The sequence below is a fragment of the Acinetobacter nematophilus genome (assembly GCF_026344175.1).
Classification (GTDB): Bacteria; Pseudomonadota; Gammaproteobacteria; order Pseudomonadales; family Moraxellaceae; genus Acinetobacter; species Acinetobacter nematophilus.
Genome location: NZ_JAPKMY010000008.1, coordinates 177158 through 193568, shown reverse-complemented (window position 1 = coordinate 193568; position 16411 = coordinate 177158). Strand labels below are relative to the sequence as shown.

Here is a 16411-nt window from a genome sequence, read left to right as displayed (position 1 = left end):
CACTTGGACATTGCGGTATTGGGTGCCTTCCAAATTGCTGAAAATGGTGATCTTGCCAACTGGCACACAGGCGCACCTGATGCAATCCCTGCGGTGGGTGGCGCGATGGATTTGGCAGTCGGCGCCAAGAAAGTCTTTATCACCACTGACCATGTCACCAAACAAGGCGAACCCAAAATCGTGGCTGAGCTGACCTATCCCGTGACTGGCAAAAAATGTGTCGACCGGATCTATACCGATCTATGTGTGATTGATGTTACTCCAGACGGTTTAAAAGTGATTGAAAAAGTAGCGGGTCTCAGCTTTGAAGAATTGCAGTCGATGACGGGTGCTGAATTGGTTGATGTAACACAGGGATAATAAATTTCTCCTAACTTCCCTTTAAAAGGGTGAGAAGCACTGCTTCTTAAGAGAGATTATTTAAGGAAAAACACATGAAAAATGCTTATATCATTGATGCCATTCGAACTCCATTTGGTCGTTATGCCGGTGGACTTGCAGCTGTAAGAGCGGATGATTTAGGTGCAGTGCCGATTCAAGCCTTGATGCAACGCAACCCGACTGTGGATTGGCAGCAAGTCGATGATGTGATTTATGGCTGTGCCAATCAGGCAGGTGAAGACAACCGAAATGTGGGGCGTATGTCGGCATTATTGGCAGGGTTACCCGTTGAAGTGCCTGCAACCACCGTCAATCGTTTATGTGGTTCTTCACTGGATGCGATTGCGATGGCAGCACGGGCGATTAAAGCGGACGAAGCCGATCTGATCATTGCAGGTGGTGTGGAAAGCATGAGTCGAGCACCCTATGTGATGGGAAAATCAGAGAGTGCTTTTGGGCGTAGCCAGAAGATTGAAGACACCACCATGGGTTGGCGCTTTATCAATCCAAAACTAAAAGACATGTATGGTGTAGAAACCATGCCACAAACGGCTGAAAATGTGGCTGAGCAATTCAACATCAACCGTGCTGATCAAGATCAGTTTGCATTGAACAGTCAGCAACGTACGGCAGCCGCACAGGCACAGGGCTTTTTTAAACAGGAAATTGTTGCTGTGACGATCCCTCAGCGTAAGGGGGATGCATTGGTGGTGGAGCAAGATGAGCATCCGCGAGCATCTACCACCTTTCAAGCCTTGCAAAAATTAAAAGGTGTGGTGAAAGCAGAAGGTACGGTGACCGCGGGCAACGCTTCAGGAATTAACGACGGTGCAGCTGCATTACTGATCGCATCAGATCAAGCCGTTACACAATATCAATTAAAACCACGCGCCAAAATCATTGCATCGACGACGGTGGGCATAGAACCTCGCATCATGGGTTTTGCACCTGCACCAGCGATCAAGAAATTACTTCAACAGGCAAATCTGAGTTTAGCGCAGATGGATGTGATTGAGCTGAATGAAGCCTTTGCGGCACAGGCTTTGGCGGTGATGCGTGATTTGGGCTTGGCCGATGATGATACGAGGGTCAATCCGAATGGTGGCGCCATTGCATTGGGTCATCCATTGGGTGCATCAGGTGCCCGCTTGGTGACCACAGCGCTCAACCAACTTGAACAGATCCAAGGACAATATGCCCTGTGCTCAATGTGCATCGGTGTGGGTCAAGGCATCGCCATGATTATTCAACGCGTTTAATTCTGATTTAAAACAACGACCTGTACCCCAACAATCAACATTGCTGGTGTTTCGATATGATCGCATAGGTCAAAGGATAAATTTCTATGCCAACATTCCAGTCAGATGATGCTGTCATTCATTATCAAACATGGGGCAAGCCGACTCAACCTGCCCTTGTGTTTTCCAATTCATTGGGCACCCAGCTGAGTATGTGGCAGGCTCAAATTGAACATTTTCAAAAAGATTATTTTGTCATCGTCTATGACACCCGTGGTCATGGGCGATCTAACACTCCACAAGGACCCTATTCCATTGAACAGTTGGGTCAAGATGTCATTCATTTATTGGATCAGCTCAATGTCCAAAAGGCAGATTTTTGCGGGATTTCAATGGGTGGCTTAACAGGACAATGGTTAGCGATTCATCATCCGCAACGATTTAACCATGTAGTGATCTGCAATACTGCTGCAAAAATTGGTCAGGAATCGGCTTGGTTATCACGGGCCGAGTTGGTTCGTAAACAAGGTTTAACCCCAATTGCAGAAACAGCAGCACTTCGTTGGTTTACTGAGCCCTTTATCCAAAGCCAAACAGCAATTGTAAAATCCATGAGTAACGACCTTGCAGCTAGCAGCGCAGAGGGTTATGCGAGTTGTTGTGAGGCTTTGGCTAAAGCGGATTTAACCACTCAGATTGATCGTATCACTGTACCTGTGTTGGTGATTGCTGGTGCGCAAGATCCTGTGACGACAGTTGTAGATGGCCAATTTATGCAAAATCAAATCCCTGAGTCTCAGCTCTTTGTGATTGACGCATCTCATATTTCCAATGTTGAAAAGCCGCAACAATTCAATCAAGCATTGGCAGATTTTTTAGTCTCATAATAATTTCGAATCTTCTTTAAATCTATGTATTGAATAAAAACTCACTCAGTTGGGTTTTTATTTTTTTGCGAAGATCAAAGATATATTTCAAAAATGAAACCTGAATCAACAGGATTAAATATGTGAAAGCTAAATTAATTCTGAGTATCTCAATCACTTTAACCATCCTTTGCAAAGTAATGCTGTTATCCTCAGAAAAAGCGTTTTATCTCAGATCAATTTTCTTTAAACGATAGTCCAAGGTCGCCCGACTGATCCCCAATATTCTCGCTGCTTCAGAGACATTTTGGCGACTTTTGTCCATTGCGGTACGGATGATGTCTTGTTCAAATTGTTCCAAGGAAAAATGGTCAGTCAATAAATCCTCGATATTTCCATTCATGCTTGTCGACTGATGTATGCTTTCAGTCTCCTGATGTTGTGGAAATAAACTGTCTAATTTTATTTCCTGTTGCTGATCCGTTAATAATGTTGCACGTTCCAACAAATTTTCTAATTCACGAATATTGCCCGGCCAATCATATTTCATCACAAAACTTTTGGCTTTATCACTTAACCCTTTTAAGGTTTTGTCATACATATTTTCAAAACGTGCCAAGAAATGATTGACCAATAAAGGAATATCTTCTTTACGCTCACGTAAAGGTGGGATCAAGACGGGAAAAATATTAAGGCGATAGTATAAATCCGCTCTGAACTTGCCATCTTTCACAGCTTGTTCCAAATCTTCATTGGTTGCAGCGACAATTCTGACATCCACTTGACGTGTACGAATGTCCCCTACCCGTTCAAATTCCCCCTCTTGTAACATCCTTAACAAGGCTGCTTGTGCACGCGGCGAAAGCTCGATGACTTCATCCAGAAAAATTGTTCCGCCATGAGCACGTTCAAATTTCCCCATTCGAGAATGGGTCGCACCAGTAAAAGCACCTTTTTCAACGCCAAAAAGTTCTGACTCAATCAGATCTGGAGGAATACAGGCACAGTTGACTGCAATAAAAGGTTGGAGTTTACGCTGACTGGCATTATGGATACCACGAGCAAATGCTTCCTTGCCGACACCTGTTTCACCTTGCAATAAAACAGCCACTTTACTGCCTGCTGCTTTTTTCAGTAAATCACACACCTTACGATAAGCCACTGATTCACCTACAGCATTGAACATGGTGTAGTCACTTTCGGCTTCGGTGTAAATATTTTTTTTCAATTCATTGAGTTCAGACTGCAAAGCAATGATTTCATCAGAAACCGGGTCTGGCGACATAAAACGTATCAACTCATCAGCATTTTCCCATTCACTTAAAGGTTTACCAATAATTCGACAATGCTCATCACCTTGGGCAACACAATGTGTTTCCTGATAGATAATGGTCTGTCCCATCACATAACTACTATAACCACAAGCATAGCCCAAGAGCATCCAACAGGCAGGTTCATCGGAGGAACCAAACTCGCTCAGATGAACTTCTGCTTCAAATGAGTTCAGCCAATTAAAATCTGCATAAAACTGCTTTAAATCATGACTGAGATGCAATTCATTGACCTCTACCTGCACCATGCCTCGGATCCCATGCATTTGTGGTCCAGCCATAAAAGCTTCAGCTTCATTTAAATTAGGTCGAAGTTTAGAGGTCACTTCCGCATCACGCATACCTGCCTGATAGCCACAACGGATAAAAAAACGTTTGGTTCTTTCAAGACCCAACATCTGAAATAAATCTTTTCTTAAAAAGCCCATGATACTGGTATGCATCAGCAACATACGATTTTCATCAAACCAGATTTGACCATGTCGCGTATCAAAAACGATTTTATCCAAAAGATCTTGAATATCTTTGTTTTGCTCAAGTATCTGCTTATATACCTTCACATTTTTGGCTTGGGGCATGATATCCATCCATGGCTATATGTCTTTTGTGAATGCAACCTTGATATTACCTAATTCCGACTAAAAAGCTTTACTACCTTATTCTTATATTTTTATACCTTAGAGGTATATTTTATTAATTTTAATATATATCAGTAGTTTGAAAAAATCCTGCTTCAAAAATAAAAAACTGGACAACAGGAGGGTTCAACATGGGACTTATTGTTTTGATGAAATCTGCTTGAAACAGTGTTCATCATTTGATGAAAATTTCAATCTACCAACGTTCTTTTGACCAATATAAAAATTATAACTCACTGTATTTTATACAAGAAATAAAGTTGGCACGACTTTTGGAATAGATACGGCGAACTATCTGAAGAGCATGACGCTCTACATCAAAGCTGTTTTGATGTTGATCAAAAGGATTCCCGCTATGGTCGATGCTGCACACCCTCACCCACTGGTGAAATACATCCGCATTACTGGTGATCGTAATGCCAAGTTTGTTGAATTTGATTTTGCGATTCACGATCCAAGCCTTTTTGTTGAATTGGTTTTACCCCAGCAGGCATTTCAGCATTTTTGTGAAATTAACCATGTCATCGAAATGACCGAGGAACAACAGGCTTGGAATGATGCACAGGAAGATAAATGGCGCTACGGCATTGAACCGACTGTTCTCAATCATACGCGCCAATATGCTGATCACGATGATCAGGCTTAAGTCGAAAAGGAGAATGAAATGACTTTAGAGATTAAAACATCCAATCTAGAACCGATTCGTCAAACCTATGCTTATATTGAACGTCGCTTTGGTACAAAACCTGCCACTCGTTATCAAGAAGTCAGTTTTGATGTACAGGCATCCACCAACTTTCACTATCGTCCATTGTGGAAGCCTGAAAAGACTTTAAATGATCAAACCCATACAGCATTGAAAATGCAGGACTGGTATGCATTTAAAGACCCTCGCCAGTTTTACTACGGTGCTTATGTACAGCATCGCGCACGCATGCAAGATACGGCTGAAAGCAATTATAACTTTTTTGAAAAACGCCAACTTGTTGATAACCTCAGTGATGCCGTCAAACAAAAAATCATCACTTGTTTATTGCCATTTCGCTATGTTGAACAAACGGCCAACTTACACATGATGTCAGGCAGTGCTTATGGCTATGGCACGGTCATTACCCAAGCCTGTATTTTTGCAGCGATGGACCGTTTGGGCATGGCGCAATATATTTCCCGTATAGGACTTTTGCTCGATGGCAATACAGATGAATCATTACAGCAGGCAAAACAGGCTTGGATGAATGATGAAATGTGGCAACCCTTGCGCAAACTTTGTGAACACAGTCTGACAGAACAGGATTGGTTTAAACTTTATATCCTGCAAAATCTGTTGATCGACACCTTCTTACAAGAACTGGTTTTTGGTCAGCTCGATCAATGGCTGGTTGAACAGGGTGGACGTGATATCGCCATCCTGACGGAATTTACTAAAGACTGCCTGACTGATCTACGCAAGTGGTCTGACAGCGTTTTAAAAACAGCGATTTCAGAATCTGAAGAAAATAAAACTTTAATTCAATCATGGATAAGCCAAACCCTGCCGAATGTTCAACAGGCATTTAAAAGTTGGGCACAAATCGCACTACCTGACTCAAATATTGATACTGCACTGCATAGCCTTTCAGAACGCAGTAAAAAGGCAGGTTTGATTTTAGTTGATTCAGCAGCATAAGGAAGAGCCATCATGAGTTCTAAAGTTTATTTAGCATTACAAGACAATGACACCTCGCGCTACATCATTGAAGCCATTGAACAGGACAATCCTGAGGCAAGCATTCAATACCTCCCCGCCATGATACGTGTAGAAAGTACTGGCGTTCTGGTGGTTCGAGCTGAAACTGTCTCGGAAAAACTGGGACAGGATTGGGACATCCAAGAACTGCAACTCAACATGATCACACTGGGTGGCAACGTAGAAGAAGACGATGACAGCTTTACCCTGAAATGGAATTAAGCCCAGCCGCCCAACATCCAAGTTAAAACATCAGAAGCAGGCAGCTTCAAGTGATTGAAAGGATAATCAAAATGAATAGCCAAGCAAAAGTCAGCAATAAAAAACCCAATGCCAAAGAGCGTTATCGAATATTGACCCGTGATCTGGACTGGGAGTTTTCCTATGCAGATCGAAAAGATGCCTTTCCTTATGAAGAATTCGAAGGCATCAAAATCACTGACTGGTCTAAATGGGAAGACCCTTTCCGTTTGACCATGGATGCCTATTGGAAATACCAAGCTGAAAAAGAAAAGAAACTGTATGCCATTTTTGATGCATTTGCACAGAACAATGGACAAATGAATGTTTCCAATGAACGTTATGTCAACGCCATCAAACTGTTTTTAACTGCAGTCACCCCATTGGAATATCAAGCCTATCAAGGTTATGCCCATGTTGGACGTCAATTCGGTGGAATCGGTGCGCGTATTGCCTCGCAAATGCAATCCATCGATGAATTACGTCATGTGCAAACCCAGATTCATGCAATGAGTCATTACAACAAGTTCTTTGACGGTTTTCAAGATTGGGCACATATGCATGATCGTGTTTGGTATTTATCCGTACCGAAATCATTCTTTGAAGATGCCCGTTCAGCTGGACCCTTTGAGTTTTTATTGGCGATCAGTTTTGCCTTTGAATATGTGCTCACCAATCTGTTATTTGTACCATTCATGTCAGGTGCTGCCTATAACGGTGATATGGCAACGGTCACGTTTGGTTTCAGTGCCCAATCAGATGAAGCACGTCACATGACACTCGGTTTGGAAATCGTAAAATTCTTGCTTGAGCAACATGAAGACAATGTGCCAATCGTTCAAGAATGGATTGACAAGTGGTTCTGGCGTGGTACTCGCCTGCTTTCAATCGTTGGCATGATGATGGATTACATGTTGCCAAATAAAGTCATGTCATGGAAGGAAGCTTGGGAAACCTACTTTGAAGAAGCAGGTGGTGCATTATTCAAAGACCTTAGTCGCTACGGTATTCGTATGCCGAAATACAGTGAAGTCATCACCAAAGAAAAAGAGCATGTATCACACCAAGCATGGTGGATTTTCTATAACTTTGGTCATGCAGCAGGCTTCCATACATGGATTCCAACAGATGAAGAAATGGATTGGCTATCTGCAAAATACCCTGACACTTTTGATCAATACTATCGCCCGCGCTGGGAACTGGCGCGCAAAATGGAGGCTGAAGGCAAACGCTTCTATAGCGCAGGCTTACCACAACTCTGCCAAGTTTGCCAAATTCCAATGACATTTACCGAGATGGATGGCGACCAAACCATGTTCAGTTATCGTGAGTCGATTTACAAAGATGAACGCTACCATACCTGTTCAGATGGCTGTCATGACATCTTTGAAAGAGAGCCTGAAAAATATATTCAGGCATGGTTGCCTGTTCATCAGATTTTACAGGGGAACTGCGGCGGTCCTGACTTAGAAAGCATTTTAAGGGACTACTACAATTTCAATGTGGGTGCAGACAATCTTGACATAGAAGGTTCCCCTGACCAAAAACGCTGGAAAAAATGGAAAGGTAACGCGGCTTAATCCATCACTTAAAACAACAGCAACAAGGAACGGATGTTGTCATTAAAGACCGCATCCTCTCAAGGATTTATACAAAAAATTCGAGGAACTACGCCATGACCGTAAAAGCAATTGTTGAAAATTATCAATTCGAACCTTTGGATCTCCAGCAAAACTATGGTGACAATATGCTGCTATTTATAGGTTGGGATCATCACACGTTATTTTGTTCTGCGCACACCTTCGTCGTTTCACCGAAACAAAGCTTTCAGGAATTAATTGATGGACAAATTCAAGCAGGTTTCGAACAACACCCTGACTTTGTCAATATTGATTGGTCAAAAGTTGAGTTTCACCTTAACCGCCAACGTTTAAACGTGGATTTTTCTAAATCTTTAGAAGATTTGGGCTTTGATCACAAATCACTCCTGCGCTTTGTGACCCCTGATTTACAGGGTTACAAAGGCGCACATGTTTAAGGAGAGCACAAATGAGCTATCAAGTTACCATTGAACCCATCGGTACCACGATTGAAGTAGAGCAAGATCAAACCATTTTAGATGCGGCATTACGTCAGGGGGTTTGGCTACCCTTTGCCTGTGGACATGGCACATGTGGCACCTGTAAAGTGCAAGTGACAGACGGCTTCTACGATATTGGCGAAGCTTCCCCATTTGCACTGATGGATATTGAACGAGAGGAAAATAAGGTTTTAGCATGCTGCTGTAAGCCTGAGTCTGACATGATCATCGAAGCAGATGTGGATGAGGATGAGGATTTCCTCGGCTATTTGGTTCAAGACTACCAAGCAAAAGTGGTTGAAATAACAGATTTATCGCCAACGATTAAGGGCATCCGTTGTGAAATTGATCGTGAGATGGCGTTTCAAGCAGGTCAATATATCAATCTGCATATTCCCAATGTGGAAGGCACTCGTGCATTTTCAATTGCGAACTCCCCCAGTGAAGCCAATATCATTGAATTGCATATTCGCAAGGTCGAAGGTGGTCAAGGAACACAGTATATTCATCAACAATTAAAGTTGGGCGATGAACTCGCACTTTCGGGTCCCTATGGACAGTTCTTTGTACGTAAGTCTGATCCACAAAATGTCATCTTTATCGCAGGTGGTTCAGGTCTGTCCAGCCCTCAATCCATGATCATGGATCTGCTTGAACAAGGTGATCAACGCATCATTTACCTTTTCCAAGGCGCACGTGATCTGGCCGAATTATATAACCGGGAAAAGTTTGAACAGCTTGTCAGAGACTATCCGAATTTCAGATATATTCCAGCGCTCAACGCACCCAAATCAGAAGACCAATGGACGGGTTTTACGGGTTTTGTGCATGAAGCTGTAGCCAATTATTTCGAAAGCAAATGTGCTGGGCACAAAGCCTATTTATGTGGCCCACCTCCAATGATCGATGCAGCAATTTCAACATTGATGCAAAGCCGTTTGTTTGAAAAAGATATCCATACTGAACGTTTCCTGAGTGCTGCCGATGGTGCCAAGGAACAGTCACGTTCAGCACTTTTCAAACATATTTAGTCCCAACCGCTATATGTTTTCAATCTTAATCAAAGATACAGTTGAGTGATCTTAATCCCCTCTAGATTACTCTCTCGACAGCCAAATAAATCAAAGGAAGATGATGATGAACCGTCAGGAAATCGATAAATTAGTTCAACAAATGAATGTAGACACTGCAACAGGTGAAGTAAATCCACGTGTTCAGCAAATTGTCGTTCGATTGCTCGGAGATTTATTCCAGGCCATTGAGGACCTGGATATTTCCCAAACTGAACTTTGGAAGGGTTTAGAGTACTTTACTGATGCAGGACAGGCCAACGAACTTGGTCTTCTTGCAGCAGGTCTGGGGCTAGAGCATTATTTGGATTTACGTGCCGATGAAGCAGATGCGAAAGCAGGTATTACAGGTGGAACGCCAAGAACGATCGAAGGTCCTCTATATGTCGCAGGCGCTCCTGAATCTGTCGGCTTTGCCCGTATGGATGATGGTTCTGAATCTGATCATGTCGATACATTGATCATCGAAGGCTTTATCACAGATACGTCGGGAAACAGAATTCCCAATGCCAAAGTAGAAATTTGGCATGCCAACAGCTTAGGCAACTATTCTTTCTTTGACAAATCTCAATCTGATTTCAATTTACGTCGTAGTATTTTAACGGATGCCAATGGTCAGTATGTTGCGCAAACCACCATGCCGGTCGGATATGGCTGTCCACCTGAAGGGACAACGCAAGCACTACTCAATTTGCTGGGCCGTCATGGAAATCGCCCTTCTCATGTTCACTATTTTGTATCGGCACCGGGTTACCGCAAACTCACCACACAGTTCAATATTGAAGGTGACAAATATCTTTGGGACGACTTTGCCTTTGCAACACGTGAGGGCTTAATTGCTAGGGCAAATGAAGTCACAGCTGTTGAAGAGCTTAAAAAATATAATTTAGACCAGCCTTTTAAGCACATCAGCTTTCATTTTGAATTGGTCAGAGAGATGCAACAACTCCCCTCAACAGAAGTCGATCGCCGTCGAGCAGCAGCTTAGCTCAACAACACCACACCATCCAACACAATGTACCTATATTCAATGCTATAGGTACGGATGGATGTTATCAAAATATCATTGAAAAGGATTTTCTATGAAAAAACTCAGCTTAAAACTTTCAATTCCATTGATACTCGGTTTTAGTACTCAGTTCGCCTGCGCTACGGAAAATGGTGCGGACTCATTTGCCTTGGGTGCGGAAGGTATGATGGCAGGTGCCTTACCCCCACCCGGGATTTACTTACTGAGTTATTATCAAAATTATCATGCAGGAAATTTTGATCAAGGTCCTCCCAATTTTCATTTAGATGTCAATGCTTTTATTCCTCGATTGGTCTGGATGACGGAGCAAAGCTATTGGGGTGGACAACTTGGATTTTATGCAATTCAGCCAATGGTAGATTTACGTCTCTCAGCAGCAGGTATGTCAGACCATAACACAGCCTTGGGCGATTTAATGCTTGGTTCAATGCTCGGTTGGCATCGTGGTGATCATCATTGGATTGGAGCGATTGAAACAGTACTTGCCACTGGAAAATATGATAAAGCATCTGTAACTCAACCTTTGGTTGCCAACATAGGAAAAAATTACCATACAGTTCGACCAATTTTTGCCTATAGCTATGCGCCTGAGAATGGTTTGGATCTTTCAGCGAAAATCTCCTATAGCTTTAATACTGAAAACAATGATACGCATTATCGATCTGGAGATTATTTTGCAGGAGATTACAGCTTAGGCTATAAGCTTTCAGATCATGTCAAAGTTGCTGTTGAAGGATACGCGTTTAAGCAGACCAAATCAGATCAACAACATGGCGATAATATTGGTATGCGAGGACAGGTTCTGGCTTATGGTCCTGCTGTACAATATCAAGACAAAAACTGGTCAATCGAAGCTAAATATTTAAAAGAGACTCAAGTCGAAAACCGCCCAGAAGGTCATACAGGACTATTAAAGTTTATTTGGGCATTCTAATTTCTCACATGTCTTTTTTGATCATGAGATTTTATCCGATCCTGTATTTTTATCATTTCACTACTGAAAATACAGGATTCTTACAATAGTCAATCTGCTAAAAAATTTATACAGGAAAATAAATAAATGATCAAAAGCTTCTAAAAGTTTGTATAAAAAGCATAAAATTCAGTAGCTATAAATGATTGAAATCAAAAAAACGGTATGAATAATTGGACCATTTAACTCTATGCTCAAAAATTCTATTACGCTTCGTCCATGCACCCAATCAAATTCAAACTGAACTGTTCATCTTGCTTTTGATGATGCAAAAGCCTAAAGTAAACTTTAGTGTTAACAAGAAATACTGAAAATGAACATCAGTCAACTCTCTAAACAAAGCGGTCTGAGTACTCCGACGATTCGTTACTATGAGCAAATCAAGTTACTTCCGAAAGCCAAAAGAAAGTCAAATGGCTATAGAGAATACAGCGAAGATGATCTTAAGCAGCTTTTTTTGATTCAACAGGCACAACAAGTTGGTTTTTCATTGAACGAAATCAAGTCTTTCTTACCATCCCAAGTTGGTCAATGGAATCATGACATGTTGATCACTATTTTAGAAAATAAAATCAAGGATATTGAAGACTTAGAACAAAAGCTTAGCTTGAGTAAACTCAACTTGCGTACCATGATTCATGCAATCAATAGCAAACCTGATGAAATTACCTGTGAAGAAAATGCTCAACGCTTACTCAATCTGTACTATGTGAAAGAACAGCCTTGAAATATACCACTTATCTTTAAGTCATAAAAAAGCTTGATCGTACTCATATCAAACCAGATCATTTGATCTGGTTTTTTCTTGACCCAGACATTTGCAGAAAACTACGGCAGCATTAAAATTTACATCTAAATCGACCATTTTCCCAAGTTTAGGGTACGAACAAACCACCCATTCCCCCCTATAACCATTTGCACCATAGATCACCCCATTCAGATCATGATTTTGTTCACTTTCAGCCTCTCTCTTTCAAGCTAGTTGCCATCGCGTGCTTATACTGGCGAGTACGATGCGCCATCGCTGCCTGCTGTAAAATCAATGCCCATAAGGGTGATACTCGAGGATTTGGCGCTTTACCCAAACTAAGCTTACGTAGTTGAAATTTAACCGTTGCCATATTGGCAAGTGATGCAAGTGTTTTATTTTTCCACGACATCGGTTTTAACATTGGTGCTATATTCTGCCCCTGTTTCCATTCATTGGGTAAGTTTGGGTCAATGGCTAGAGCGGTAGCAATTCCAACCATATCCACACCACTTTCGATCACCTGTTCCGCAACTTGTTTACGGCGGATGCCTCCTGTAACCATGACTGGCATTTTTGCAATCTTGCGAATCTCTTGTGCAAATTCCAAGAAATATGCTTCTCGCGCCAAAGTTCGACCATCCCGTGCTTGTCCCTGCATCGCTGGAGCTTCATAGCTCCCCCCTGAAAGTTCAACCAAGTCAACCGCTAATTCATTCAACATTTTCACTACACGTTGAGCATCTTCAGCACTAAACCCTCCGCGCTGAAAATCGGCTGAATTAAGTTTCACCGCCACCGTAAACTGATCAGACACCACAGCTCTAACCGCTTTAACAATTTCAATTAAGAGACGCGCACGATTCTCTAGTGAGCCACCCCATTGATCTTGACGTTTATTGCTGAGTGGTGATAAAAACTGGCTCAATAGATAGCCATGAGCCGCATGGATTTCTACTCCCGTAAAACCTGCTTTTTCACCTAACTGTGCCGTATGTGCAAAACGTTGAATCACTTCATCAATCATCATTTGAGTCATTTCAATCGGTAGATTAAAACGATCTGACATCTTGCCCAAATCTAATCCAACAGCAGAGGGTGCCCAAGTTTGCTGACCAAGATTGGACTGCATTTGCCGACCGGGATGATTGATTTGCAACCAGACTTGAGCCCCTTGAGAACGCCCTATCTGTGCCCAACGCTTGAAGATATCCAAATGCTTTTCATCTTCAAGTACCACGCCACCAGGTCCAGTCATGGCACGACGATCCACCATGACGTTACCCGTAATAATCAGCCCTGCACCACCATCAGCCCATGCTTGATATAAACGCATCAATGCTTCAGAAGGTGCATGGTTTAAATCTGCCATATTTTCTTCCATCGCAGCTTTCGCTATGCGGTTGGCAATCTCTGTACCATTTGGAAATATCAATTTTTCGAAAACTTTCATTTTTATCGCCTCATCAGGTATACATCTACTTTAAGTTTAAAGTTAACTTTAATGTCAATCCTTTTTTAATACTGCTTCAACCTTTGTTAGCTAATTGACTGTTTTTAGATACTTTTTTACTCCTTAAAAAGGATAAATTTTACGAAATGGATTTTGCCACCTATTTACATCCACCTCTCATAAAATTGATGAAATGATTAACTTGAAATACTTATTCCCGTAACTGATATGTCTAAAAATCGAATAAAAATTAAGAAATAATGACAATTGCGTAGCTTTTTGTATTTTTATTGATAATAATAACAATTCTTATTTACAAAATTTAATTATTATGGACAAGCAAGTTAGACAAACGGCATTAAATATTGCAATCAAGTCATTCTTGATATGTGGTGCAATCTCCCACACTGCTTTTGCACAAGAACAACCTTCCAATACTGATCCATCTGTTCTGCCAACCATTACCGTCAAAGCAGATGCGCAAGATGAAAAAACGGAAGGAAATGGTAGTTATAAAGCCAACTCGTCGCGTTCATCCTCTAAACTCAAATTATCGTTAAAAGAAACACCGCAATCCGTTAGCGTAGTCACACGTGAACAAATTGAACAACGCGGTCTCACTATTTTGGATGATGTCCTTGCCGCAACCCCAGGCGTAACAGCAACAAAAAATGATAGTGAACGTTCTAACTACTATTCTCGTGGTTTTGCAATCAGCAACCGACAAATTGATGGTATGCCTGTCGGTGACAATGCTCCTCGCTTTGACAGCTTTTTCTTTGATCGTATCGAAGTGGTCAAAGGTGCATCAGGTCTAACAGGCTCTACAGGAAGTCCTTCTGCAACCATCAATATGATCCGTAAACGTCCTGAAAAAGAGTTTAAGGGTAATGTCAGCTCTACCTATGGCTCATGGGACAACACTCGTGTTGAAGCGGATGTCTCTATTCCATTGACTCAAGATGGTAGTGTAAGAAGCCGATTCATGGCAGCTTATACTGACAAAGAATCCTATATGGATCGTTATAAACTGAAGTCAACAGCCGCGATGGGGATCATCAGTGCGGATTTAACGGCAAACACGACTGCCTCTGTTGGATTCCAATATCAAGACAACGACCCTAAAGGCTCAACTTGGGGAACAGTACCCTATTTCAATGCTGATGGAAGTAAAGCAAATTTTTCGCGAAACTTTAGTCTGTCTTCGGACTGGAGCTCAATAGCCAATCGCGATAAAACTGTTTTTGCTGATATAGAACATACCCTTGCCAATGACTGGCTAATAAAAGCAGCGATTGCCCACAGTACCTCGGATAACAGCTGGATGGTTGCTTATGGTGGAAGTGGTTTTCCAGACCCCAGCACGGGTAAGGGCTTAAGCTTATGGACCAGTGTGAGCCCTTATGCTGAAAGTAAAAAACTCAATATTGATTTTTATGCAACTGGTCCATTTCAATTGTTAAACCGCCAACATGATTTAATCATTGGTTATAGTGGATTCAAAAGTGAAAATACGTCGTTAAGTGTTAACAGCAAAATAGCATATCCTGCTGCTATACCAGATTATCGAGAGTGGACAGGAAATATCCCCAAACCGACATACGAAAAAAATGGTGCAGGTAGTACCAACACCACAGAACTTTACGGAGTATATTCAACTTTACGTTTAAATCTGGCTGACCCACTTAAATTAATTTTAGGAGCACGTTACAGTTCCTATGATTACAAAGTCGATAAATGGGACCCTAACGCTGCTGTTTCTCCTACAAAGCCACGTAATTTTGACCAACTCATCCCCTATGCAGGGATTTTGTATGACATCAATGATACTTATACTGCTTATACCAGCTATACCAAAGTATTCAATCCATCTACACGACGAGATCGCTTTGGTGACTATTTAGATCCAGAAATGGGCAGTACCAGTGAGCTGGGTATAAAAGCGGATCTGTTAGACGGTAAACTACTCACCAGTGCAGCGTTATTTTGGTCAGATGTCAAAGACCTTGCCGTAGAAGATGTTGAATACCGTGAAGGTGTAAAAAATGGCACTATTGCTAAAGTCGATGAGATGGATACGGCCTATATGTCGACTGGCAAGGGGCTTAAAGTTAATGGTTTTGAATTAGAAGCGATTGGTAAATTACAGGAAAACTGGAATCTAAGTTTTGGCTATACCTATGTCAATAGTGTAAGTTCTGCCAATGCCAATGCCTTAAGCAATATTCCTCAAAATCAAGTGAAATTATTTAGCAGTTATACCCTGCCAGAAAACCTTTGGACAGGTTCAGAAAAACTAACCATAGGGGGTGGGGTCAACTGGCAAAGTGAAATTTCACAAAAATGGGGAGGAGCGCCCGTGAATGCCTATAACGGTGGTGTTGTCAGTCAAAAAGCTTATTTCTTGGCGAATGCTTTTGCCAGTTATAAACTCAGTGATGAGTTGACAGCAAGTCTAAATATCAACAATTTATTTGATGAGAAATACTACTTAAATGTCGGTTTTTATAACGGTGTTTATTGGGGCGAGCCACGTAATGTTACCCTTACATTAAGAGCTAAATTTTAATTTAATCCAAGTTTTTAGTTAATCAAAAAATAAATGAGTGCTTGATTGAAAGCACTCATTTTTAGCCA

Annotated in this window: 15 protein-coding genes; 13 read left to right on the top strand and 2 right to left on the bottom strand. The window is 41.6% G+C overall.

What is annotated here, in order from left to right:
- The 3 genes from OSH00_RS15090 to pcaD all read left to right on the top strand — a co-directional run.
- Nucleotides 1-360, top strand: a 360-nt coding sequence (locus tag OSH00_RS15090; protein ID WP_277613842.1) for a CoA-transferase, incomplete at its 5' end; no start/stop codon positions are given.
- 74 nt (nt 361-434) lie between these two features.
- The gene (gene pcaF, locus OSH00_RS15085) at nt 435-1640 is read left to right on the top strand and encodes a 3-oxoadipyl-CoA thiolase (RefSeq protein ID WP_266131124.1); all 1206 of its coding nucleotides are present in this window, start codon (nt 435-437) and stop codon (nt 1638-1640) included.
- Nucleotides 1641-1726: 86 nt separating this feature from the next.
- Entirely contained in the window at nt 1727-2506 is a 780-nt protein-coding gene (gene pcaD, locus OSH00_RS15080; protein ID WP_266131123.1) for a 3-oxoadipate enol-lactonase, read from the top strand.
- Between the two features lie 205 nt (nt 2507-2711).
- Here pcaD and mobR read toward each other — a convergent pair whose 3' ends face one another.
- Nucleotides 2712-4394, bottom strand: coding sequence for a phenol degradation transcriptional regulator MobR (gene mobR, locus OSH00_RS15075; RefSeq protein ID WP_266131122.1), 1683 nt, complete (start codon nt 4392-4394; stop codon nt 2712-2714).
- A gap of 415 nt (nt 4395-4809) precedes the next feature.
- On the opposite strand from mobR, the gene OSH00_RS15070 reads away from it, so the two are divergent.
- The 9 genes from OSH00_RS15070 (at nt 4810) to OSH00_RS15030 (ending at nt 12300) form a co-directional block, all read left to right on the top strand.
- The gene (locus OSH00_RS15070) at nt 4810-5100 is read left to right on the top strand and encodes a phenol hydroxylase subunit (protein ID WP_266131130.1); all 291 of its coding nucleotides are present in this window, start codon (nt 4810-4812) and stop codon (nt 5098-5100) included.
- Between the two features lie 18 nt (nt 5101-5118).
- A complete protein-coding gene (locus OSH00_RS15065; protein ID WP_266131121.1) occupies nt 5119-6120 on the top strand; it encodes an aromatic/alkene monooxygenase hydroxylase subunit beta in 1002 nt (333 codons plus the stop codon).
- A 12-nt stretch (nt 6121-6132) separates the two neighbouring features.
- Nucleotides 6133-6402: an MmoB/DmpM family protein gene (locus OSH00_RS15060; protein WP_266131120.1), complete on the top strand. Its 270-nt coding sequence runs from the start codon at nt 6133-6135 to the stop codon at nt 6400-6402.
- A gap of 71 nt (nt 6403-6473) precedes the next feature.
- A complete protein-coding gene (locus OSH00_RS15055) occupies nt 6474-8000 on the top strand; it encodes an aromatic/alkene/methane monooxygenase hydroxylase/oxygenase subunit alpha (protein ID WP_266131119.1) in 1527 nt (508 codons plus the stop codon).
- Nucleotides 8001-8095: 95 nt separating this feature from the next.
- Nucleotides 8096-8458: a phenol hydroxylase subunit P4 gene (locus OSH00_RS15050; protein ID WP_266131118.1), complete on the top strand. Its 363-nt coding sequence runs from the start codon at nt 8096-8098 to the stop codon at nt 8456-8458.
- Between the two features lie 11 nt (nt 8459-8469).
- Nucleotides 8470-9531, top strand: a complete 1062-nt coding sequence (locus tag OSH00_RS15045) for an NADH:ubiquinone reductase (Na(+)-transporting) subunit F (RefSeq protein WP_266131117.1) — start codon at nt 8470-8472, stop codon at nt 9529-9531.
- 106 nt (nt 9532-9637) lie between these two features.
- Nucleotides 9638-10558 carry a catechol 1,2-dioxygenase gene (gene catA, locus OSH00_RS15040; RefSeq protein ID WP_266131116.1) on the top strand — a complete coding sequence of 307 codons (921 nt, stop codon included), beginning with the start codon at nt 9638-9640 and terminating at the stop codon, nt 10556-10558.
- 94 nt (nt 10559-10652) lie between these two features.
- Nucleotides 10653-11534 (top strand): SphA family protein, encoded by an 882-nt coding sequence (locus OSH00_RS15035; protein ID WP_266131115.1) that lies wholly within the window; start codon nt 10653-10655, stop codon nt 11532-11534.
- A 352-nt stretch (nt 11535-11886) separates the two neighbouring features.
- Nucleotides 11887-12300: a MerR family transcriptional regulator gene (locus tag OSH00_RS15030; RefSeq protein ID WP_266131114.1), complete on the top strand. Its 414-nt coding sequence runs from the start codon at nt 11887-11889 to the stop codon at nt 12298-12300.
- A gap of 232 nt (nt 12301-12532) precedes the next feature.
- On the opposite strand, the gene OSH00_RS15025 is transcribed toward OSH00_RS15030, so the two are convergent.
- On the bottom strand, nt 12533-13774 hold the full coding sequence (locus OSH00_RS15025; protein WP_266131113.1) for an NADH:flavin oxidoreductase/NADH oxidase family protein: 1242 nt from the start codon (nt 13772-13774) through the stop codon (nt 12533-12535).
- Nucleotides 13775-14105: 331 nt separating this feature from the next.
- Here OSH00_RS15025 and OSH00_RS15020 point away from each other — a divergent pair, with 331 nt between their 5' ends.
- Entirely contained in the window at nt 14106-16343 is a 2238-nt protein-coding gene (locus OSH00_RS15020; protein WP_266131112.1) for a TonB-dependent siderophore receptor, read from the top strand.
- The last annotated feature ends 68 nt before the right edge of the window (nt 16344-16411 follow it).

Excerpts from the sequence above, each read along its gene's own strand:
- pcaF (WP_266131124.1), top strand. The coding sequence starts at position 435 with ATGAAAAATGCTTATATCATTGATGCCATTCGAACTCCATTTGGTCGT.
- pcaD (WP_266131123.1), top strand. The coding sequence starts at position 1,727 with ATGCCAACATTCCAGTCAGATGATGCTGTCATTCATTATCAAACATGG.
- mobR (WP_266131122.1), bottom strand. The coding sequence starts at position 4,394 with ATGCCCCAAGCCAAAAATGTGAAGGTATATAAGCAGATACTTGAGCAA.
- OSH00_RS15070 (WP_266131130.1), top strand. The coding sequence starts at position 4,810 with ATGGTCGATGCTGCACACCCTCACCCACTGGTGAAATACATCCGCATT.
- OSH00_RS15065 (WP_266131121.1), top strand. The coding sequence starts at position 5,119 with ATGACTTTAGAGATTAAAACATCCAATCTAGAACCGATTCGTCAAACC.
- OSH00_RS15060 (WP_266131120.1), top strand. The coding sequence starts at position 6,133 with ATGAGTTCTAAAGTTTATTTAGCATTACAAGACAATGACACCTCGCGC.
- OSH00_RS15055 (WP_266131119.1), top strand. The coding sequence starts at position 6,474 with ATGAATAGCCAAGCAAAAGTCAGCAATAAAAAACCCAATGCCAAAGAG.
- OSH00_RS15050 (WP_266131118.1), top strand. The coding sequence starts at position 8,096 with ATGACCGTAAAAGCAATTGTTGAAAATTATCAATTCGAACCTTTGGAT.
- OSH00_RS15045 (WP_266131117.1), top strand. The coding sequence starts at position 8,470 with ATGAGCTATCAAGTTACCATTGAACCCATCGGTACCACGATTGAAGTA.
- catA (WP_266131116.1), top strand. The coding sequence starts at position 9,638 with ATGAACCGTCAGGAAATCGATAAATTAGTTCAACAAATGAATGTAGAC.
- OSH00_RS15035 (WP_266131115.1), top strand. The coding sequence starts at position 10,653 with ATGAAAAAACTCAGCTTAAAACTTTCAATTCCATTGATACTCGGTTTT.
- OSH00_RS15030 (WP_266131114.1), top strand. The coding sequence starts at position 11,887 with ATGAACATCAGTCAACTCTCTAAACAAAGCGGTCTGAGTACTCCGACG.
- OSH00_RS15025 (WP_266131113.1), bottom strand. The coding sequence starts at position 13,774 with ATGAAAGTTTTCGAAAAATTGATATTTCCAAATGGTACAGAGATTGCC.
- OSH00_RS15020 (WP_266131112.1), top strand. The coding sequence starts at position 14,106 with ATGGACAAGCAAGTTAGACAAACGGCATTAAATATTGCAATCAAGTCA.